12 protein-coding genes, 6 tRNA genes and 4 rRNA genes are annotated in these 21,039 nt (G+C 41.9%); 15 read left to right on the forward strand and 7 right to left on the reverse strand.

What is annotated here, in order from left to right; all coding sequences use genetic code 11:
* The first annotated feature begins 145 nt into the window (after positions 1-145).
* Both DDU33_RS03935 and DDU33_RS03940 read left to right on the forward strand, forming a co-directional pair.
* Positions 146-688 carry a hypothetical protein gene (locus DDU33_RS03935; RefSeq protein ID WP_005819077.1) on the forward strand — a complete coding sequence of 181 codons (543 nt, stop codon included), beginning with the start codon at positions 146-148 and terminating at the stop codon, positions 686-688.
* 160 nt (positions 689-848) lie between these two features.
* A complete protein-coding gene (locus DDU33_RS03940) occupies positions 849-1,220 on the forward strand; it encodes a YgiW/YdeI family stress tolerance OB fold protein (protein WP_108923290.1) in 372 nt (123 codons plus the stop codon).
* 58 nt (positions 1,221-1,278) lie between these two features.
* Here the strand turns inward: DDU33_RS03940 and DDU33_RS03945 are convergent, their stop codons facing one another.
* The 3 genes from DDU33_RS03945 to DDU33_RS03955 all read right to left on the reverse strand — a co-directional run bounded on the left by DDU33_RS03945 (position 1,279) and on the right by DDU33_RS03955 (position 4,789).
* The gene (locus DDU33_RS03945) at positions 1,279-2,343 is read right to left on the reverse strand and encodes a 4-oxalomesaconate tautomerase (protein ID WP_005819081.1); all 1,065 of its coding nucleotides are present in this window, start codon (positions 2,341-2,343) and stop codon (positions 1,279-1,281) included.
* A 71-nt stretch (positions 2,344-2,414) separates the two neighbouring features.
* Complete coding sequence (locus DDU33_RS03950; RefSeq protein WP_005819083.1) at positions 2,415-3,878, reverse strand: anion permease; 1,464 nt, start codon at positions 3,876-3,878, stop codon at positions 2,415-2,417.
* 170 nt (positions 3,879-4,048) lie between these two features.
* The gene (locus DDU33_RS03955) at positions 4,049-4,789 is read right to left on the reverse strand and encodes a GntR family transcriptional regulator (RefSeq protein ID WP_108923292.1); all 741 of its coding nucleotides are present in this window, start codon (positions 4,787-4,789) and stop codon (positions 4,049-4,051) included.
* 137 nt (positions 4,790-4,926) lie between these two features.
* Between DDU33_RS03955 and acnB the strand changes: the two genes are divergently transcribed.
* The 3 genes from acnB to DDU33_RS03970 all read left to right on the forward strand — a co-directional run bounded on the left by acnB (position 4,927) and on the right by DDU33_RS03970 (position 9,344).
* On the forward strand, positions 4,927-7,533 hold the full coding sequence (gene acnB, locus DDU33_RS03960) for a bifunctional aconitate hydratase 2/2-methylisocitrate dehydratase (protein ID WP_108923294.1): 2,607 nt from the start codon (positions 4,927-4,929) through the stop codon (positions 7,531-7,533).
* Positions 7,534-7,809: 276 nt separating this feature from the next.
* Positions 7,810-8,496 carry a hypothetical protein gene (locus tag DDU33_RS03965; RefSeq protein ID WP_108923296.1) on the forward strand — a complete coding sequence of 229 codons (687 nt, stop codon included), beginning with the start codon at positions 7,810-7,812 and terminating at the stop codon, positions 8,494-8,496.
* Between the two features lie 38 nt (positions 8,497-8,534).
* Positions 8,535-9,344, forward strand: a complete 810-nt coding sequence (locus DDU33_RS03970) for an LEM-3-like GIY-YIG domain-containing protein (RefSeq protein WP_108923297.1) — start codon at positions 8,535-8,537, stop codon at positions 9,342-9,344.
* Positions 9,345-9,547: 203 nt separating this feature from the next.
* Here DDU33_RS03970 and hcr read toward each other — a convergent pair whose 3' ends face one another.
* From hcr to glnA, 4 genes are all read right to left on the reverse strand, one after another.
* Positions 9,548-10,567 carry an NADH oxidoreductase gene (hcr, locus tag DDU33_RS03975; protein ID WP_108923299.1) on the reverse strand — a complete coding sequence of 340 codons (1,020 nt, stop codon included), beginning with the start codon at positions 10,565-10,567 and terminating at the stop codon, positions 9,548-9,550.
* 68 nt (positions 10,568-10,635) lie between these two features.
* Positions 10,636-12,291, reverse strand: a complete 1,656-nt coding sequence (gene hcp / locus DDU33_RS03980; RefSeq protein WP_005825362.1) for a hydroxylamine reductase — start codon at positions 12,289-12,291, stop codon at positions 10,636-10,638.
* A gap of 234 nt (positions 12,292-12,525) precedes the next feature.
* Positions 12,526-13,224 (reverse strand): VIT1/CCC1 transporter family protein, encoded by a 699-nt coding sequence (locus DDU33_RS03985; RefSeq protein ID WP_108923301.1) that lies wholly within the window; start codon positions 13,222-13,224, stop codon positions 12,526-12,528.
* Between the two features lie 50 nt (positions 13,225-13,274).
* The gene (glnA, locus tag DDU33_RS03990; protein ID WP_005819104.1) at positions 13,275-14,702 is read right to left on the reverse strand and encodes a type I glutamate--ammonia ligase; all 1,428 of its coding nucleotides are present in this window, start codon (positions 14,700-14,702) and stop codon (positions 13,275-13,277) included.
* Between the two features lie 320 nt (positions 14,703-15,022).
* Between glnA and DDU33_RS03995 the strand changes: the two genes are divergently transcribed.
* The 10 genes from DDU33_RS03995 (at position 15,023) to DDU33_RS04040 (ending at position 20,990) form a co-directional block, all read left to right on the forward strand.
* Positions 15,023-15,099 (forward strand) — tRNA-Arg (locus DDU33_RS03995).
* 24 nt (positions 15,100-15,123) lie between these two features.
* A tRNA-His gene (locus DDU33_RS04000) sits at positions 15,124-15,199 on the forward strand.
* 28 nt (positions 15,200-15,227) lie between these two features.
* Positions 15,228-15,304: transfer RNA gene (locus DDU33_RS04005), tRNA-Pro, on the forward strand.
* Between the two features lie 181 nt (positions 15,305-15,485).
* Positions 15,486-17,027, forward strand: a 16S ribosomal RNA gene (locus DDU33_RS04010).
* 122 nt (positions 17,028-17,149) lie between these two features.
* Positions 17,150-17,225 (forward strand) — tRNA-Glu (locus DDU33_RS04015).
* A gap of 239 nt (positions 17,226-17,464) precedes the next feature.
* Positions 17,465-20,359 (forward strand): 23S ribosomal RNA (locus DDU33_RS04020).
* A 115-nt stretch (positions 20,360-20,474) separates the two neighbouring features.
* Positions 20,475-20,590: ribosomal RNA gene (rrf, locus tag DDU33_RS04025) — 5S ribosomal RNA — on the forward strand.
* A gap of 55 nt (positions 20,591-20,645) precedes the next feature.
* Positions 20,646-20,761 (forward strand): 5S ribosomal RNA (rrf, locus tag DDU33_RS04030).
* Together the 16S, 23S and 5S rRNA genes with 6 tRNA genes alongside form the textbook arrangement of a ribosomal RNA operon.
* Positions 20,762-20,773: 12 nt before the next feature.
* Positions 20,774-20,850, forward strand: a tRNA-Asp gene (locus tag DDU33_RS04035).
* Positions 20,851-20,914: 64 nt separating this feature from the next.
* Positions 20,915-20,990 (forward strand) — tRNA-Trp (locus DDU33_RS04040).
* The last annotated feature ends 49 nt before the right edge of the window (positions 20,991-21,039 follow it).

A 21,039-nucleotide genomic window follows, 5' to 3' on the forward strand; every position in this document is an offset into this window, starting at 1 on the left:
TTTTGTTTTAATACGTATCAACGAAAGGGAATACATCTTTCGTTATATCATAAAAACCTTATATTGAGGTTATATTTAATAAAAGGATTATTATCGTTCGATATAGAACAATAATATGACAAAAATTATTGATTAAGGAGTTTATATGGAACAACAAGAAATTAAGAAATTCGTAGAGGAAAAAATCTCTGAATTAAATCAGATGGCGATGCAGAGCAGCCAAAATATGAAAGAAGGGCTTGAAACTAAATTGGCTTATGCAGAAGAATTTATGGCAAAACTCAATAATAGTAAGGAAATACTAGAGAACCAAATAAAAGAAAATAAAACTTTATTAAGTGATTTAGAGATGCCGTTAGATTTAAATCAGGAACTTGCGGATTTCGAAGCCTCATTAACGCAAGAAGATGGCGATATTGAAAAATTAACCACAGACTTCCAGCATCTCTTAGAAGAAGTTGCAAATGCGCAATTAAATGCGAGAAAAGCAAAAGTACTCTTTGCTAAAGAGGAAATGGAAGCAAAATTGATTGCGGCTAAAGAGAGTTTAGGTAGCGATCATCAAGCTGTAACATATACGCAAAAAGTATTGAGCTTTTTAAAAGATAAATTAGGACATCGTTTGAAAAAAACAAGAATTATTTTAGCAGATCGCTTAGAGGGGTGTGCAATGAAATTAAAAGCATAATATATTTAAAGAAATTTTCCATTAAATAAAATATTTGATGGAAAAGTGAAAAATTTAAATTATCTTAAGAAAAATTTAAGATTTGCTTGATTTAATACCAACCAACAAAGCAAATGCTTTGTTATATAAAATGTAATTTTAATATTCGGAGAATTTATTTATGAAAAAATTATTAGTTTTAACTTCTTTATTTGCATTCTCAGCAGCAACAATGGCAAATGGCTTTAATGATGGGAAAAATCATTCTCCCTCTCAAGGCTTTTTTGATGAAAATATTGCTGTTAAAACAGTAAATGATGCTTTAAAGGCAAGTGATAAAACACCGGCAATGATTGAAGGGAATATTGTTAAACAATTAGACGATGATGAATTTCTTTTTAAAGACAGTACAGGCGAAATTAAAATTGAAGTGAGTAAAAAAGCTTGGAATGGACAAGATATTAAACCGGAAGATACTATCCAGATCCGAGGCAAAGTTGATAATGAGTGGAATAAAACTGAAATTGATGTAAAACAAATTATCAAGAAATAATCTTAGAAATTATCTGAAGCGGTCAAAATAAATTTGACCGCTTGTCTTTTAAAGGCTGCTATAAATTTTCATCATAATACACTTCGCCCATCATCAATGGACGAGCAGTTCGAACCAATGCGGCTCGGCTGAATTTGTAGCTATCTGTGGTTTTTTCACAAATCATATCGACACTAATAAAACCGGACGGGTGTTCAATGGTAACAACCGAACCTGTATCTTTATAAAGTGCGTGAGCAACGGTTCCTTCAATATTGCACGCTGCGGCAACACAAATCGAGCCTGTTACGGCGTGGCTGGCGTGGCATTTATCCGGCACAAAATAGCGTGAAGTAATGTTGCCTTTACCGGCTGGGGTTGAAAGCACACCAATTTTCGGAATGACTTTTTGAGAAACATCGCCTAAGCCCATCATTTCGCCCGCTTTGCGGCGGATCGGTTCGATAATCTCAAATAAGGCGGTATTTTGGTCTAATTCTGCTTTGGTTTCTTTGCCGGTTAAACCTAAATCTGTGGCGGAGAAAAGCACCATTGGCATTGCGACATCAATACAGGTTACGTTATAGCCGTTGATATGGTCTTGTTTGTTGCCGGTGGGGAACACTTTACCGGTTTTTGCCCCTTCAATTTGGCTGAAATTGAGGTTTACCGGCGAGCCTGAGCCGGGAACACCGGAAACCTCAGCTGTGCCATCATATTTTAATTGCTTGTTAGGGCTTTCTGCCGAAACTTCAATAATGCTGTTGGTATTTACGTTGTTTACCACCACAGATGTAATGCCATCTTGTAACTGGATTAAGCCTTTTTCACTCGCAAAGCAGATAATGCCTGACAGAATATTTCCACACGAAGGGGCGGTATCCACAATTTTCTGATCAATCCCCACCTGAGCAAAAAGATAATCTAAATCAACTCCTTCTTTTTCGGATTTAGACACAATGGCGACTTTACTGGTAACACTTGTTGCACCGCCTAAGCCGTTGATTTGTGTCGGATCGCCTGAGCCCATCACGGTCATTAAGAATTGATCACGTTCTGCAATATCGGTCGGTAAATCTTCTTTTAGAAAATATAAGCCTTTTGACGTACCGCCACGAATGATCATACAAGGAATTTTTTTCATATTTGCCTCTTGTAAAATTTTGTTGAAATCAGACCGCTTACCTTTCACAAGCGGTCATTTTTTTGAAGAAATTAACCAATCATACCCATACTTTGGAGCATTGACCACCACGCAAAACCAATGGTGCAATGGATGATCAATGTAACAACGGCACAAATACCGCCGACAATCCAGAAAGATTTTAAATCGTGATAGCCTAAGCCGTAAATAACGGCTGCCGGTGCAGAACCGTAATGGGTAACCATACTACCGTAGCTGTTTGAGAATAAGAGACCTAGTGAAAGAAGAACAGGATCTGCACCAGCTGCCATACCCACGGCAGAGAATACCGGCACCATTGCGGCAACATAAGCACCGCCAGATGCGAATAAATAACGCACGGCAACACTTAGGGCGAGAATTAAAACCGTTACTGCCGTTGCATTCATTTCGCTACCTGAAAGCATATCGCCCATTGTTTTTGAAAGCCAGTCAAAGAATTTCGCTTGGCTTAGGACAGTCGCTAAACCGAGTAAGCCACCATACCAAGTAAAGGTTGTCCAGCCGCCTTTGTTTTTAAGCATATCTTCCCACGTAAGTACGGAGGTAACTAAAATAGATGCCATTGCACAAATAGCAACGGTTGATTCGGTTACGCCTAATGCTTTAGAGAATACCCAACCGATAATCGCAGCCACAAATAAACCAGCAAGGATTTTTTCTTTGGTGCTCATTGGACCCATTTCATCTAAGCCTTTTTGAGCGATCTCTTTGTTGTTTACCTCTTTCAGCTCTGGTTTATATAATACATAAGCAACCAATGGCATTAAAATCAATGAGATAAGTCCGGGTACACAAGCGGCTAAAAACCATTGTGTCCAATCGTAGTTGATCCCCATAATTGGTCGCATTAACTCAAGGGCAACCGCATTCGGAGCCATACCTGTTAAGGTTATGTAGCCCGTTGTTTTAACAACCATATAGGTGTTGAGCAATAAGTAGTGCCCTGCTTTACGTGCGGTTGGACCCGGTTCAGAGCTGAGAGATTGTGCAGTAGAAGCCATAATGGGTGCTAAAATACCACCACCTCGAGCCGTTGTTGAAGGCATTGCCGGCGAAATCAACAAATCTAAAACGGCATTGATATAGCCGATACGTAAAGTCGATTTACCAAAAGCACCAATCATTTTATAGGCAATGCGTTTGCCTAATCCTGTACTCACAAAGGCACCACTCATTGCAAATGCGGCAAAGATCAGCCACGTTGTACCGGATTTATAGCCATCTAAAACCGCTCCTTGTTTTAGGGCTATTTTCGTGCCGTCTGCTAATGTTTCTGCCGGTGTATTGCCGATAATGACCGCAGAAATCGCAACAGCAGAAAGAAGTAAAACAGGGGCAGGGTAAACTTTAAGAATAAGTGCAAGAATAGTGCCAATATAAACACCTAATAAATGCCAACCAATATTGGACATTCCTTCTGGTGCAGCAAAGAGATAGGTTGCAATAGGGCAGGCGAGCACTATGGCAATGTTGAGTAGTTTTTTCGGATTCATGATTGATACCTCATTTTAGTTCAAAATATCTACTCATATATATAACTAAATGAATTTGGGTTATCAATGAAGAAATGCTCAAAATTTGAGTTAGATCATAAAAAAATAAGCTGACCGTAATCAGCTTATTTTTTCATTAAGTAAAATAAATTATTGGCAAGAGTTGTGAGCTAGGTGATGATCGTCTCGTAATAAAAATCTTTGGCTAAACCATAAGTTTCACGGTATTCGATAATGCTTCCATCTAATCCCTTCGCTGTACGACAGATTTTTACCACCGCTTCTGGTTGATTATTAGTCAGATAAGGATCTTGATATTCAGGCAAAATCGTCATCTGTTCTTTAGCTGAAACAATAAGTTGCCCACACTGTTTAAAGTAGAACGGATAAAGTAAATTCTCAAATTGTTCTACGGAAAGTGTCAGTAAACCGGCAAATTTTTCGTAAGAAAGCCAAATTTTATCGCTAATAATGACGATATTATCATTTAGTCGCACACGCTCAATGTAAATTAATTTTTCTTCAGGCAATAACCCAAGTAGTTGATTGATAAGCGGATTTGCCTCTGCAATACCAATCTTCTTGATTTGGCTGGTTGGAATTTCTGACTTACCGTTTTTATCACGGCGTAAATAGAAGCGTGTCATTGAAGATTGAATAAAAGCCGGGCGTTTTAAAAAGGTACCTTTACCTTGATGTTTAATTAAAACCCCCTCTTCAACTAAACATTCAACGGCTTTGCGGACTGTGCCAATAGATGCATTATAAGTTGTCGATAATTCTTGTTCACTTGGAACAGGATGATCAAAGCCCCAATTATTGTCCGCTAAAAATTGTTGGAGCTCGTATTTTATTTGCATGTAACGTGGCATTTTGCTCATTTCGGCAAATTTTTGATCATAGTTAAACATTCGTCTTTATCCTTAAAAATTGATTGACTTCCCTTTTTAAAGGGATTAGTGTTTATCTCATCTAGTCATATATATGTTTTGATTTATTTTCTAAACTAGAAGACAAAGTCCTTTTATTCTATAACGGAGTATCTATTATGTCTAATTTCTTAGCTGAATATCAATCACAGGTTGCAGAACGTGCGGCACTAGGTATCGTCCCAAAGGCATTAGATTTATCACAAACAGAGCAATTAATCGCTTTATTGAAAAAGCCGATTGAAGGTAAAGAAGCTGAATTATTGGCTTTGTTTGAAACAAGAGTGCCGGCTGGTGTTGATGATGCGGCAAAAGTGAAGGCAGAATTCCTTGCACAAATTGCAAAAGGGGCGGAAACAAGCCCGTTGATTTCGCCGGAAAAAGCCACGCAACTACTCGGTACAATGAGCGGGGGTTATAATGTCCAGCCTCTGATTGATTTGCTAGAAAATGACAAATTAGCACCGCTTGCAGCCAAAGCCCTTTCTCATACTCTGCTTATTTTTGACAACTTTAATGAAATCGCAGCAAAGGCTAAACAAGGCAATTCGTTTGCCAAACAAGTACTTCAATCTTGGGCAAATGCCGAATGGTTTACTTCTCGCCCTCAACTCTCGGAAAAAATTACACTCACGGTGTTTAAAGTTGCTGGTGAAACCAATACCGATGACCTCTCGCCGGCGCAAGATGCTTGGTGTCGTTCCGATATTCCACTTCACGCTAACGCAATGTTAAAAATGCCTCGTGAAGGTATTGAGCCTGATGAAGCCGGTGTAAAAGGCCCACTCAAACAAATTCAATCGTTGAAAGAAAAAGGCTTTCCGTTGGTTTATGTAGGCGATGTTGTTGGCACGGGCTCATCTCGAAAATCTGCGGCGAACTCGGTGCTGTGGCATATTGGCGAGGACATTCCTTATATCCCAAATAAACGCACGGGCGGCTTTATTTTGGGCGGTAAAATTGCACCGATTTTCTTTAACACAGCGGAAGACTCGGGTGCTTTACCCATTGAGTTAGACGTTACTCAATTGCAAATGGGCGATGTAATCGATCTCTATCCTTATGCAGGCAAAGTTTGCAAACACGATAGTGATGAAGTGATTGCAAATTTCCAATATAAAACGACCGCTTTACTTGATGAAGTGCGAGCAGGTGGGCGTATTTCGCTGATTATCGGACGTAGTTTAACGGCTAAAGCACGTGCTGAATTAGGACTGGGCGAAAGCGATGTGTTTGTTAAACCTGATTTGGTTGCTGATAGCGACAAAGGCTACACTCTCGCACAAAAAATGGTGGGGAAAGCATGTGGTGTGAAAGGCGTACGCCCGGGGCAATATTGTGAACCGCAGATGACTTCGGTTGGTTCGCAAGATACCACAGGCACAATGACCCGTGATGAACTTAAAGATTTAGCTTGCTTGAAATTCTCTGCACCGCTGGTTATGCAATCTTTCTGCCATACTGCACCTTATCCAAAACCAAGCGATGTGGTTACCCACAAAACACTGCCTGACTTCTTTACAAGTCGTGGTGGTATTGCCTTAAAACCGGGCGATGGCGTGATTCACTCGTGGTTAAATCGTATGCTCTTGCCATTCACGGTGGGCACTGGCGGCGATTCGCACACTCGCTTCCCGATTGGGATTTCATTCCCGGCAGGTTCAGGGTTGGTGGCATTCGCTGCGGCAACCGGCATTATGCCGTTGGATATGCCGGAGTCGGTGTTAGTTCGCTTTACCGGCAAAATGCAAAAAGGCATTACTTTGCGTGATTTGGTACACGCTATTCCTTATTACGCTATTCAGCAAGGTTTATTAACCGTTGAAAAAGCGAATAAGAAAAATGTGTTCTCTGGTCGTATTATTGAAATTGAAGGGGTAGAAACCCTCACGGCAGAGCAGGCATTTGAACTTGCCGATGCAACCGCAGAGCGTTCAGCCGCGGCTTGTACAGTGAAACTCAATCAAAGCTCAGTAACCGAATACCTGACCTCCAATATTACGTTATTAAAATGGATGATCGCCGAAGGCTATCAAGATGCAACGGCGTTAGAAAATCGGGTAAAAGCGATGGAAGCGTGGTTGGCAAATCCGGAAATGCTTGAAGCAGATGCCGATGCCGAATATGCGGCAGTGATCGAAATTAACTTAGATGAGATCAAAGAACCGATCTTATGTGTTCCAAATGATCCCGATGATGCCCGTTTATTATCGGACGTTCAAGGCGATAAGATCGATGAAGTCTTTATCGGTTCTTGTATGACCAACATCGGGCATTTCCGTGCGGCAGGGAAATTATTAAACCGCTTTGAAGGCGGATTACCAACCCGTTTATGGCTTGCTCCACCAACAAAAATGGATGCGGCGCAATTAGCAGAAGAAGGGTATTACAACATTTATGGGCGAACAGGTGCAAGAACAGAAATGCCGGGTTGTTCACTGTGTATGGGGAACCAAGCCCGTGTCGCCAAAGGCTCGACCGTTGTTTCAACTTCTACCCGCAACTTCCCGAACCGTTTGGGCGAAGGGGCAAGAGTTTATCTTGCTTCCGCAGAATTAGCGGCGGTGGCTTCAATTTTGGGGCGTTTACCAAGCCCTGAAGAGTACCAACGCTATGTTGCTGATTTAGATGAACAGCAAGCGGACGTTTATCGTTATCTCAATTTCGATAAAATCCCAAGTTATGCTGCACAAGCAGATAAAGTGATTTTCCGCTCAGCGGCATAACATTCATCTTATTAAGATAAGATAACAAGGAACAAAGCCCCTAAATGTGAGTTTAGGGGCTTTTATTTTCTAGCAAAGTTAAATATTCAAGAAAAGCTGGTACGAGCCGTACCAAGTTTGTTAAGTTAAGTCATTTAGTAGAATAAAGATCCGCAAATCGGTTCAACTAAAGTAATCTTACTACAGCTCGTATAGGATTTTTTAATAATTGGTACGACACAATATGTCGCTTTTATTTCTATACTGATTCTAGATTTAACAAATAGGCAATAATTTATGGAAAAGTCACTTCTAATTGCAGTATTTCAATATTATTTTCAAACTGGAAACTTGAATATTTCAGATATTCGAAAATGTTTTTTAGTTAATTCAAATCTTGCTAAGGAATTAGTTGCAGAACTTAATAAATTTATCAATTCAGGTAGGAAGTATCGTTATACTGGATATTCAATTCAAAAGAATGGACATACTTTAGGGCAAATTCAAGCATTAAGGGATTTAGATAATGTTAAAGCAGGGGATTTAGGAGGCTTTATTGAATCTGATCAAAATTTGCGTCATGAAAATAACTGTTGGGTTGCGGATCAAGCAATGGTTTTTGCTGGTGCGATGGTTTGGGATAATGCAAGTATAAAAAATACTGCAGTTGTGGAGGGGAATGTTTGGGTTTATGATAATGCTCAGGTTTGTGGAAAAGCAGAGCTAGTAGCTTATGGCAAGGGAGAAATTTGGATTTCAGGTCAAACAGAAATATCTAACCGGACTAGAATAAATATTTATGATTTTGATTCGGAAGAATTAAAGAATTTATACGTATTCAATGATAAGGCTATATTCAGTAATACTGTAATTTCAAACAATATTTTGAATGGCAGAGATTGGGAGAAAAAAGAACTGACAGATTATTTAGAACTCAAGAAAAATTTAGAAAGACAAAAAAAGATGAGACCAGTGTGGGTATAATGAATAAGTTATTTTTTAATTAAATTAAGGAGCAAATTATGTTTTCAACAGCTGTGTGTGAAAAGATAGGATTTTATGTATATTGCTTGGTGGATCCACGCAATGAGAATATTTTTTATGTAGGGAAAGGTGTGGGAAATCGTGTTTTCCAACATGCTGAAGGGGTAATTAAAGCTACTGCTAAAGATAGCGATAAAATTCAATTGATTAAAGATATTATTCAACAGGGCTTAAAACCACGCTATTACATTTTGCGTCATCAACTGACAGATACCGAAGCACTTGAATATGAAGCACTTGCGATTGATTTACTTTCATTGGTAAAAAATCAGCAACAGCCATTAACGAATATTCAGGGTGGGAAGCATTCATCTAAAAAAGGTTTGATGCCATTAGAAGAAATTTTACGAAAGTATGACCCACAGCAATTGGAAACCAAGCTGCCAATTGTGCTGATTACAATTAATAAAGAATATGACAAGTTAAAATCTTTGCATAAGCAAGGATTATATTTATCGGATGAAGCCAGAGCAGAACAGATTTATGAACGTACACGTAAATCATGGGTAATAGGCGATGACCGTTATAAAGCAAAATATGCCGTAGCTGTTTATCGAGGTTGGACGGTAGCGGCTTATGAGATTAAAAAGTGGTACCCTAGTGAAGAATATGAAGGACGTTGGGCGTTTAATGGCATCGAAGTTTCTAAAAACTCCCCAATTTATGATGAGTTAGTGAATAAATTAACTTATCAACCTAGAACTGACCAGGGTGTTTTAAATGATGGTTATAAAGCACCACAAAACCCGATTACGTATCGAAATGTAAAAAATCAAAAGAAAAGTTAACCGTATTTTTATTGAGTATTTAATCTGAATACAGATGTAAGTTAAAATCTCTTTTAGTTAAATATACTGAATTTATAAAGGGCTTAACTTATAAACGTTATAGATATTGCGTGGTTATCAGTTTTTCACATGCCCTTTGAGGGGCATGTGAAGTCCTAGGTTCTTATAGTGTAGTCTAAAAAAACAACCGCTTTTATCGATCATTATAAAGCAACAGAGACATTCTCTTTCACACGGCAACTACACGCTAACACGTAGCCTTGTGCTATTTCTTCATCGGTTAAATCGCCGGTATTAACGACTTCGTATTCTCCTCCGGTTACTTTGGTTTTGCATAAACCGCATAATCCTGTACGACAGCCGGAAACAACAGGTTGTTCTTGGGCTTCTAGTGCAGCAAGTAATGTCATGCCAACCGGTACTTCAGCTTTAATTTGCGATACACCGTTAATGGTTAAAGTGGTTTTCTTGTCTGAACTGATTTCGCCGGCTAATGCAGTATTGAAGAATGCTTCCGTAAAGAAACGATCTTCAGAGCCTCCGAGTGATAATACAATCTCTTTTAAGGCATTCATATAAGCCTCGGGACCACAGGTCATCACGGTATAATCAGCAAGGTTAGGTACGGCATTTTTGATTATTTCTGCTGAAATTCGACCGCTTGCAAAGCCTTCCGTTGCGTTCACAGAGGCATTGATAACAAGCTGAAGTTTTGGATATTTTGCTTTCAATTCAGCCCATTCTTGTTTGAAAATAACATCTTCAGGAGAATGTACTGAGTGAATAACCGTGACGTTTACTTCAGGGCGGTTGGCGAGTAACCAGCGCGCCATTGACATAATCGGAGTAACACCGCTCCCTGCTCCCACTAATAGATAGTTATCTGCCATCACTTGTTGGCACGAAAATTCGCCCATTGGGTTAGAAAACCACACTTGGTCGCCCACTTTTACATCGTTATTTAACCACGTTGAGCCCACACCACCTTCGATTTCTCGCACAGTAATAGATACAAAACGGCTCTCGCCCGGTGTTGATGAAAGTGAATAGGCACGAGTAATGTGTGGCGTATTTTTAATGCTCACTAAGGCATATTGTCCTGCTTGGTATGGGTAGAAATCTTGAGCAATAAAGTTAATTGTCGTTACATTCGGTGCTTCTTTAACGATTGAATAAACTTGTAATTCATTGATACATAATGGGTTTTTATTGGTATTTGCCATTTCTTTTTCCTTCTTTCAAGCGGTTGAATTTTATGAAAATTTTGCAAAATCCAACCGTTTATCTGCAATTATTTATTGATGATGTGTCCGAAATCTTGTTCTGGGGTAGTTAAACCGCTTAAACCAAATTTCTCATGTAATAACGCCATTACGTTATCGTTTAAGAAAGCCGGTTTGCTCGGACCTGAATACACATTTTTTACGCCTAATGCTAATAGCGTTAATAACACAATAATTGCTTTTTGTTCAAACCAAGAAAGCACGATAGAAAGTGGCAATTCATTTAGGCCAATCCCTAATTTTTGTGAAAGGGTAACAGCTAACATAATTGCTGAGTAGGTGTCGTTACACTGACCTGCGTCTAATAAACGTGGTAATCCGCCGTCAATAGTGCCGAAATCTAATTTGTTGAAGCGGTATTTACCACAACCTAACGTTAATACGGCAGTATCTTTTGGCAGTGCATAAGCAAGATCAGTATAGTAATGGCGTTCTTCTTTATCGCCATCACAACCACCGATCACGAAAACGTGGCTTAATTTTCCTGCTTTGACTAAATCAATCACAGCGTCTGAAGCATCAACCAGCGTTTTACGACCAAAGCCCACAGTAATATAGTGTTCTAATTCGGTGTAAGGAAAGCCCTCACACGCTAAGGCTTTATCAATCACTGGGCTGAAATCGTGATCTTCAAGATGTGTAACACCCGGCCAGCCAACGATGTTACGTGTGAAAATACGATCTGCGTAATTGCCGACATTCGGATCAATTAAGCAGTTTGAGGTCATCACAATTGCCCCTGGGAAGCGCGCAAATTCTTTTTGCTGATTTTGCCAGCCAGAGCCGTAGTTACCTACAAGGTGTTTATATTTTTTCAATTCCGGATAGCCGTGAGCAGGTAGCATTTCGCCGTGAGTGTAAACGTTAATGCCTTTACCTTCGGTTTGTTCAAGTAGCTCTTTTAAGTCTTTTAAATCGTGTCCGGAAATTAAGATACATTTGCCTTTTACCGGACGAATATTTACGCTCGCCGGTACTGGGTTACCAAAATGTTCCGTTTCGCCAGCGTCTAACATTGCCATTACTTTGAAGTTCATTGAACCAATTGCAAGTGATTTCTCAAGCAATTCATTCAAATCACTTGGTTGTGTACCAAGCCAAGACATAAAGCCGTGATATTCAGCATAGATTTCGTTATCAAATTTATCTAATACATAAGCGTGTTCAAGATAAGCTGCCGCACCTTTTAAGCCATATAGGGCTAATAGACGTACGCCATGAGCTTCTTCGCCGATTTCTTTACGATCAAGATCTAAGGCAAATTCTTTCGCTTGTTCGGCTAATTGATCAATTGAAATACCTTTTAATTCAATATGAGCAAGTGGATGATTAAGCGTTGGGTTTGGTTCCACTTCGCTAACAGCTTTAATCAATTCATTACGGTAAATAATGGCTTGTTGTGCATAGCCCACAATACGTGCGGAGTCGAAGTTTACGTTAGTTAAGGTGGCAAAGAATGCACGAGGAGCAAAAGCATCAGCTTCGTGAATGATAATGCCGTGTTCACGAGCTTTTAATGCCCAAGCGGATAAGCTGTGCAGGGTCGCAATCAATAAATCTTGTAAATCAGATGTTTCAGCCGTTTTACCACACATACCTTGGCCAAAACTACAACCATTCCCCACAGGGGTTACCATTGTTTGTTCACATTGAACGCAATACATAGAAATCACTCCAAAAAGAAAATAAGAATAAATATCAAATAACCTACTAAAATAGTAGGTTTTAATGGCAGGAATAATAGGACGTTATAGTCGGAATAAAAAGGAATATTCAAATAAACTTTTGCTTTTTTTGATCTAGTTAGTATTGGCTACTTAGAATGAGGTAGAGAAATGGCTAGCAAAATAGAAAGAAAAAATGACCGCTTGTATGCGATCATTTTTTAAAGAAAATCCTTAAACAGTAACACCAACCAATTTCCCAATCAGCCCTGTTATACCCATTGCAATAGCGCCCCAAATCACAATACGAATGATGGCTGGGCGAGCCGGTGCGCCACCAAGTTTGGCGGAAATATAGCCTAATAAGCCTAAGCCAAATAAGGTCGAGAAAATCAATGTTGCCAGTAAGATATTGATGGGGGCGATTAAGATAACGAGAAGAGGAATGGCTGCACCCATCGCAAAAGCGGCAGCAGATGAGAGGGCTGCTTGTAAAGGATTGGCGAAGTTCTCTTCTGAGATACCGATTTCATCTCGCATATGAGCATCAAGCGCATTATGGGCGGTAAGTTGAATGGCGACTTCTCGGGCTAATTCAGGGGTTAAGCCTCGCTCTTCATAGATTGTAGTTAATTCGTCTAACTCTTCTTCAGGATGAATTTCAAGTTCACGTTTTTCCATTTCCATATCAGCTTTTTCTGTGTCGGCTTGACTATAAACAGAAACATATTCGCCTGCTGCCATTGAAATGGCTCCGCCGACTAATGCGGATGCACCTGTTAGCAACAGTGTATGGAATTCTGGCTGTGCGGCAACCATTCCTGTCATTAAACTTGCTGTTGAAATCAATCCGTCATTTGCACCCAGTACACCAGCTCTTAGCCAGTTACTACGATGGCTTAAATGATGTTCGTTATGTTGCGTTCTTTTCATTGGCTTGATACCTATAAAAAAGGCGACTTTATCAGCCGCCTATTATTTTTTTATGCGTAGTACATTTCAAATTCCACTGGGTGTGGCGTCATATTTAAACGTTCTACTTCTTTGCGTTTAATCGCAATGAATGCATCAATAAATTCTTTACTGAATACGCCACCTTGAATTAAGAATTCATAATCTTTTTCGAGGTTATCTAACGCTTCGCCTAATGAGCTCGATACTGCCGGAATATCTTTTAATTCTTCAGGCGGTAAGTCATAAAGATTTTTATCCATTGCATCGCCTGGGTGGATTTTGTTAATCACACCATCAAGACCAGCCATTAATAACGCTGCAAAACATAAGTATGGGTTTGCCATTGGATCTGGGAAACGTGCTTCAACACGCGTTGCTTTCGGGCTAGTTACCGCTGGAATACGGATTGACGCAGAGCGGTTACTTGCAGAGTAAGCTAATAATACAGGTGCTTCAAAACCCGGTACTAAACGTTTGTATGAGTTTGTGGTTGGGTTGGTGAACGCATTTAATGCTTTAGCGTGTTTGATGATACCGCCGATGTAGTAAAGAGCAGTCTCAGACAAGCCTGCATATTTATCGCCCATAAAGACGTTTTTGCCATCTTTGCTTAACGACATATTACAGTGCATACCTGAACCATTATCGCCTGCAAATGGTTTTGGCATAAAGCAAGCCGTTTTACCGTGTTCAAGTGCAACGTTTTGTACGACATATTTATAGATTTGGGTTTCATCAGCTTTTAATGTTAGGCTGTTAAATTTCGTTGCAATTTCGTTTTGGCCTGCTGTTGCCACTTCATGGTGGTGAGCTTCAATCACTAAGCCCATTTCTTCTAAAATTAAGCACATTTCAGAACGAATATCGTGAGCCGTATCAATTGGTGCTACTGCACAGTAACCACCTTTTTTCAATGGACGATAAGCATTGTTGCCGTTTTCATATTTGCGGTTAGTGTTCCACGCCGCTTCAATATCATCAATGTGATAAGAAACATTGTTCATTTCTGTGCTAAAACGAACATCATCAAATAGGAAGAATTCTGGTTCTGGACCAAACATCACATTGTCAGCAATCCCAGTTGATTTTAGGTAGTTTTCTGCACGAATTGCAATTGAACGTGGATCACGATCATAACTTTGCATTGTGTTAGGGTCATAAATACTACAACGGATAGAAAGGGTAGGGATTTGAGCGAAAGGATCTACAACGGCAGTTTCAGGGATTGGCATCAAAAGCATATCAGCTTTGTTAATGGCTCGCCAACCTTCGACTGATGAACCGTCGAACATTTTGCCTTCTTCGAAAAGATCTTCAAGGTCGTCTGCAACAAGGCTTACAGGAAGCGATACGCCATGTTCCTTACCTTTAATATCCGTAAATCTTAATAATACGAATTTGATGTCGTTATCACGAATCAGTTTCGCAACATTTGCAATCGCATTTGCGTTTGACATTATGAACTTCCTCTTGGTGGGTATATAAATGAATATATAGAATAAATAACTTATGAATGATATCATTTTTAGGTAAGAAAAGAGAGGTTTTCTTTAATGAATTTGCAAAATTTACGTAAAAGAAGACCGCTTATTTACTTTTAGGCTTTGAAAAAGCTAATTAATAAGAAAAATTAACCAAAAAAGAGCGAATAAATCTTCGTTTTGAGTAAAATTAAATCTTTTAAATAAAAAAAAGAGATTTTTTTCAAAAAATGCTAGACAAACAAAACCGAAATCTATAATATACGCCTCCGTTGCGACGCAGTACTGAAAACAACGCGTTCGTAGCTCAGTTGGATAGAGCGTTGGCCTCCGGAGCCAAAGGTCGCAAGTTCGAATCTTGTCGAGCGCGCCAGGTTAATGCAATATCAACGAGATGGTGGCTATAGCTCAGTTGGTAGAGCCCTGGATTGTGATTCCAGTTGTCGTGGGTTCGAATCCCATTAGCCACCCCATTTAAAATATATGCAGTAGCATAACTGACGGCGAGTAGCGCAGCTTGGTAGCGCAACTGGTTTGGGACCAGTGGGTCGTAGGTTCAAATCCTATCTCGCCGACCACTTTATTTTTTGTTCTTTAACAACTTATCAGACAATCTGTGTGGGCACTTGTTGATTGACTTTATTTGAAAATATTATTTAATTTTGAAGTCTTAATAGGTGCTTAAACTAGAAATTCATTTTTACTTAAAAGTAATATGTAAACTTTAGCTAAGCAGTTTATTGAGCGATTAAACTTTTTGAATTGAAGAGTTTGATCATGGCTCAGATTGAACGCTGGCGGCAGGCTTAACACATGCAAGTCGAACGGTAACAGGGAGAAAGCTTGCTTTCTTTGCTGACGAGTGGCGGACGGGTGAGTAATGCTTGGGAATCTGGCTTATGGAGGGGGATAACTACGGGAAACTGTAGCTAATACCGCGTAATATCTTCGGATTAAAGGGTGGGACTTTCGGGCCACCTGCCATAAGATGAGCCCAAGTGGGATTAGGTAGTTGGTGGGGTAAAGGCCTACCAAGCCGACGATCTCTAGCTGGTCTGAGAGGATGACCAGCCACACTGGAACTGAGACACGGTCCAGACTCCTACGGGAGGCAGCAGTGGGGAATATTGCACAATGGGGGGAACCCTGATGCAGCCATGCCGCGTGAATGAAGAAGGCCTTCGGGTTGTAAAGTTCTTTCGGTGATGAGGAAGGCAGGTAAGTTAATAGCTTACTTGATTGACGTTAGTCACAGAAGAAGCACCGGCTAACTCCGTGCCAGCAGCCGCGGTAATACGGAGGGTGCGAGCGTTAATCGGAATGACTGGGCGTAAAGGGCACGCAGGCGGTGACTTAAGTGAGATGTGAAAGCCCCGGGCTTAACCTGGGAATTGCATTTCATACTGGGTCGCTAGAGTATTTTAGGGAGGGGTAGAATTCCACGTGTAGCGGTGAAATGCGTAGAGATGTGGAGGAATACCGAAGGCGAAGGCAGCCCCTTGGGAATATACTGACGCTCATGTGCGAAAGCGTGGGGAGCAAACAGGATTAGATACCCTGGTAGTCCACGCTGTAAACGCTGTCGATTTGGGGATTGGGCTTTGAGCTTGGTGCCCGTAGCTAACGTGATAAATCGACCGCCTGGGGAGTACGGCCGCAAGGTTAAAACTCAAATGAATTGACGGGGGCCCGCACAAGCGGTGGAGCATGTGGTTTAATTCGATGCAACGCGAAGAACCTTACCTACTCTTGACATCCAAAGAAGAACTCAGAGATGAGTTTGTGCCTTCGGGAACTTTGAGACAGGTGCTGCATGGCTGTCGTCAGCTCGTGTTGTGAAATGTTGGGTTAAGTCCCGCAACGAGCGCAACCCTTATCCTTTGTTGCCAGCGATTCGGTCGGGAACTCAAAGGAGACTGCCAGTGATAAACTGGAGGAAGGTGGGGATGACGTCAAGTCATCATGGCCCTTACGAGTAGGGCTACACACGTGCTACAATGGCGTATACAGAGGGAAGCAATATGGCGACATGGAGCAAATCTCACAAAGTACGTCTAAGTCCGGATTGGAGTCTGCAACTCGACTCCATGAAGTCGGAATCGCTAGTAATCGCAAATCAGAATGTTGCGGTGAATACGTTCCCGGGCCTTGTACACACCGCCCGTCACACCATGGGAGTGGGTTGTACCAGAAGTAGATAGCTTAACGGAAACGGGGGCGTTTACCACGGTATGATTCATGACTGGGGTGAAGTCGTAACAAGGTAACCGTAGGGGAACCTGCGGTTGGATCACCTCCTTACCAAAATGAAGCGACTGCAAGTGTTCACACAGATTGTTTGATAAAGATTGACAAAAAGAGTGGTATTCATTAGAATATTGCTCCTAAATAAATGGACGTCGTTGAGAGCATCTTTAAATGTTGTCCCCATCGTCTAGAGGCCTAGGACATCGCCCTTTCACGGCGGTAACCGGGGTTCGAATCCCCGTGGGGACGCCATTTAAAGATGACTTTTGTTGTCTAAATTGTTCTTTAAAAAATTGGAAACAAGCTGAAAAACTGAGAGATTTTTCAAGTCAGCGATGAATAAGCAAATGATTCTGCTGATAAATAAGAAAAGTCTGAGTAGTAAAAAATCTTAACTGAACAAAAGCAGTTAAGTGTTTAGTAGTTAATATCAGTCTCGAATGTCTTATCTTTCTTTAAGATAAAGAAAGTAAAAATGTTTGAGGTTGTATGGTTAAGTGACTAAGCGTACACGGTGGATGCCTTGGCAATCAGAGGCGATGAAGGACGTGCTAATCTGCGATAAGCTTGGATGAGTCGATAAGAGGCGTTTAATCCAAGATGTCCGAATGGGGAAACCCAGTAGATGAAGAATCTACTATCACTTGTTGAATACATAGGCAAGTGAGGCAAACCGGGAGAACTGAAACATCTAAGTACCCCGAGGAAAAGAAATCAACCGAGATTCCGTGAGTAGTGGCGAGCGAAAGTGGAAGAGCCTGTCAGTAATAGCAGTTTTGTTAGAGGAATGAGTTGGGAAGCTCAGCAATAAAGGGTGATAGCCCCGTACTCGAAAACATTATTGTGGTACTAAGCTGACGACAAGTAGGGCGGGACACGAGAAATCCTGTTTGAAGATGGGGGGACCATCCTCCAAGGCTAAATACTCCTGATTGACCGATAGTGAACCAGTACTGTGAAGGAAAGGCGAAAAGAACCCCAGTGAGGGGAGTGAAATAGAACCTGAAACCGTGTACGTACAAGCAGTGGGAGCCCGAAAGGGTGACTGCGTACCTTTTGTATAATGGGTCAGCGACTTATATTTTGTAGCGAGGTTAACTGAATAAGGGAGCCGAAGGGAAACCGAGTCTTAACTGGGCGTTGAGTTGCAAGGTATAGACCCGAAACCCGGTGATCTAGCCATGGGCAGGTTGAAGATTGGGTAACACTAATTGGAGGACCGAACCGACTAATGTTGAAAAATTAGCGGATGACTTGTGGCTGGGGGTGAAAGGCCAATCAAACCGGGAGATAGCTGGTTCTCCCCGAAATCTATTTAGGTAGAGCCTTGAGCGGACACCTTCGGGGGTAGAGCACTGTTTCGGCTAGGGGTCCATCCCGGATTACCAACCCGATGCAAACTGCGAATACCGAAGAGTGATACTCAGGAGACACACGGTGGGTGCTAACGTCCATCGTGGAGAGGGAAACAACCCAGACCGCCAGCTAAGGTCCCAAAGTCTATATTAAGTGGGAAACGAAGTGGGAAGGCTTAGACAGCTAGGATGTTGGCTTAGAAGCAGCCACCATTTAAAGAAAGCGTAATAGCTCACTAGTCGAGTCGGCCTGCGCGGAAGATGTAACGGGGCTAAAATATAGCACCGAAGCTGCGGCATCAGTCGAAAGACTGTTGGGTAGGGGAGCGTTCTGTAAGCGGATGAAGGTGAATCGAGAGGTTTGCTGGACGTATCAGAAGTGCGAATGCTGACATAAGTAACGATAAAACGAGTGAAAAACTCGTTCGCCGGAAGACCAAGGGTTCCTGTCCAACGTTAATCGGGGCAGGGTGAGTCGGCCCCTAAGGCGAGGCTGAAAAGCGTAGTCGATGGGAAACGGGTTAATATTCCCGTACTTGGATAAACTGCGATGTGGGGACGGAGAAGGTTAGGTTAGCAGACTGTTGGATGTCTGTTTAAGCCGGTAGGTGGGAAGTTTAGGCAAATCCGGACTTCCTTAACACCGAGAAGTGATGACGAGTCTCTACGGAGATGAAGTAACTGATACCACGCTTCCAGGAAAAGCCACTAAGCTTCAGGTTTATCTAAACCGTACTGAAAACCGACACAGGTGGTCAGGTAGAGAATACTCAGGCGCTTGAGAGAACTCGGGTGAAGGAACTAGGCAAAATAGCACCGTAACTTCGGGAGAAGGTGCGCCGGCGTAGATTGTAATCCCTCGCGGATGAAGGTTGAACCGGTCGAAGATACCAGCTGGCTGCAACTGTTTATTAAAAACACAGCACTCTGCAAACACGAAAGTGGACGTATAGGGTGTGATGCCTGCCCGGTGCTGGAAGGTTAATTGATGGTGTTATCGAAAGAGAAGCTCCTGATCGAAGCCCCAGTAAACGGCGGCCGTAACTATAACGGTCCTAAGGTAGCGAAATTCCTTGTCGGGTAAGTTCCGACCTGCACGAATGGCATAATGATGGCCAGGCTGTCTCCACCCGAGACTCAGTGAAATTGAAATCGCCGTGAAGATGCGGTGTACCCGCGGCTAGACGGAAAGACCCCGTGAACCTTTACTATAGCTTGACACTGAACATTGAATTTTGATGTGTAGGATAGGTGGGAGCCTTAGAAGCAGTCACGCCAGTGATTGTGGAGGCGTCCTTGAAATACCACCCTTTAACGTTTGATGTTCTAACGAGGCGCCCTAATCGGGTGTTCGGACAGTGTCTGGTGGGTAGTTTGACTGGGGCGGTCTCCTCCCAAAGAGTAACGGAGGAGCACGAAGGTTTGCTAATCACGGTCGGACATCGTGAGGTTAGTGCAATGGTAGAAGCAAGCTTAACTGCGAGACAGACAAGTCGAGCAGGTGCGAAAGCAGGTCATAGTGATCCGGTGGTTCTGAATGGAAGGGCCATCGCTCAACGGATAAAAGGTACTCCGGGGATAACAGGCTGATACCGCCCAAGAGTTCATATCGACGGCGGTGTTTGGCACCTCGATGTCGGCTCATCACATCCTGGGGCTGAAGTAGGTCCCAAGGGTATGGCTGTTCGCCATTTAAAGTGGTACGCGAGCTGGGTTTAGAACGTCGTGAGACAGTTCGGTCCCTATCTGCCGTGGGCGTTGGAGAATTGAAAGGGGCTGCTCCTAGTACGAGAGGACCGGAGTGGACGCATCCCTGGTGTTCCGGTTGTGTCGCCAGACGCATTGCCGGGTAGCTACATGCGGAAGAGATAAGTGCTGAAAGCATCTAAGCACGAAACTTGCCTTGAGATGAGTTCTCCCAGTCTATAAGACTGTAAGGGTTGTTGGAGACTACGACGTAGATAGGCACGGTGTGTAAGCGGTGTGAGCCGTTGAGCTAACGTGTACTAATTGCCCGAGAGGCTTAACTATACAACCTCAAGCGTTTTTAGCATAAGCGCAAGAGAAGATAAACTAAACAAAGACACTCAGACAGCTTGTTTCGAATTAAAGAACAAAAAAACAGATAAAATCATCGACCGGATATTCTGGCGACCATAGTGCGGTAGTTCTACCTGAATCCATTCCGAACTCAGAAGTAAAATGCCGTAACGCCGATGGTAGTGTGGGGTTTCCCCATGTGAGAGTAGGGCATCGCCGGATTTTATTACCTTAGCTTATTTTAACAAGTGAGTTAAGTTAATAAATAACGAATTTGATTGATAACCATAGTGCGATAGTTCTACCTGACTCCATTCCGAACTCAGAAGTAAAATGTCGTAACGCCGATGGTAGTGTGGGGCTTCCCCATGTGAGAGTAGGGCATTATCAATCTATTAAATTTGCGGAGCGGTAGTTCAGCTGGTTAGAATACCTGCCTGTCACGCAGGGGGTCGCGGGTTCGAGTCCCGTCCGTTCCGCCACTTCTCTAAGTAAGCGAGTAAATTACTCGCTTTAACTATATGTAAATGATTACAAAGAACATATAGGGGCGTAGTTCAATTGGTAGAGCACCGGTCTCCAAAACCGGGTGTTGGGAGTTCGAGCCTCTCCGCCCCTGCCATTATTTAAGAAAACCGATTAGTGAAAGCTAGTCGGTTTTTTTGTTTTGA

This window comes from Actinobacillus porcitonsillarum, assembly GCF_003101015.1.
In the GTDB taxonomy this organism is placed as follows: Bacteria; Pseudomonadota; Gammaproteobacteria; order Enterobacterales; family Pasteurellaceae; genus Haemophilus_A; species Haemophilus_A porcitonsillarum.

What these genes read in the sequence shown, in the direction of transcription:
- DDU33_RS03935 (WP_005819077.1), top strand. Translation starts at nt 146, where the DNA reads ATGGAACAACAAGAAATTAAGAAATTCGTAGAGGAAAAAATCTCTGAA.
- DDU33_RS03940 (WP_108923290.1), top strand. Translation starts at nt 849, where the DNA reads ATGAAAAAATTATTAGTTTTAACTTCTTTATTTGCATTCTCAGCAGCA.
- DDU33_RS03945 (WP_005819081.1), bottom strand. Translation starts at nt 2,343, where the DNA reads ATGAAAAAAATTCCTTGTATGATCATTCGTGGCGGTACGTCAAAAGGC.
- DDU33_RS03950 (WP_005819083.1), bottom strand. Translation starts at nt 3,878, where the DNA reads ATGAATCCGAAAAAACTACTCAACATTGCCATAGTGCTCGCCTGCCCT.
- DDU33_RS03955 (WP_108923292.1), bottom strand. Translation starts at nt 4,789, where the DNA reads ATGTTTAACTATGATCAAAAATTTGCCGAAATGAGCAAAATGCCACGT.
- acnB (WP_108923294.1), top strand. Translation starts at nt 4,927, where the DNA reads ATGTCTAATTTCTTAGCTGAATATCAATCACAGGTTGCAGAACGTGCG.
- DDU33_RS03965 (WP_108923296.1), top strand. Translation starts at nt 7,810, where the DNA reads ATGGAAAAGTCACTTCTAATTGCAGTATTTCAATATTATTTTCAAACT.
- DDU33_RS03970 (WP_108923297.1), top strand. Translation starts at nt 8,535, where the DNA reads ATGTTTTCAACAGCTGTGTGTGAAAAGATAGGATTTTATGTATATTGC.
- hcr (WP_108923299.1), bottom strand. Translation starts at nt 10,567, where the DNA reads ATGGCAAATACCAATAAAAACCCATTATGTATCAATGAATTACAAGTT.
- hcp (WP_005825362.1), bottom strand. Translation starts at nt 12,291, where the DNA reads ATGTATTGCGTTCAATGTGAACAAACAATGGTAACCCCTGTGGGGAAT.
- DDU33_RS03985 (WP_108923301.1), bottom strand. Translation starts at nt 13,224, where the DNA reads ATGAAAAGAACGCAACATAACGAACATCATTTAAGCCATCGTAGTAAC.
- glnA (WP_005819104.1), bottom strand. Translation starts at nt 14,702, where the DNA reads ATGTCAAACGCAAATGCGATTGCAAATGTTGCGAAACTGATTCGTGAT.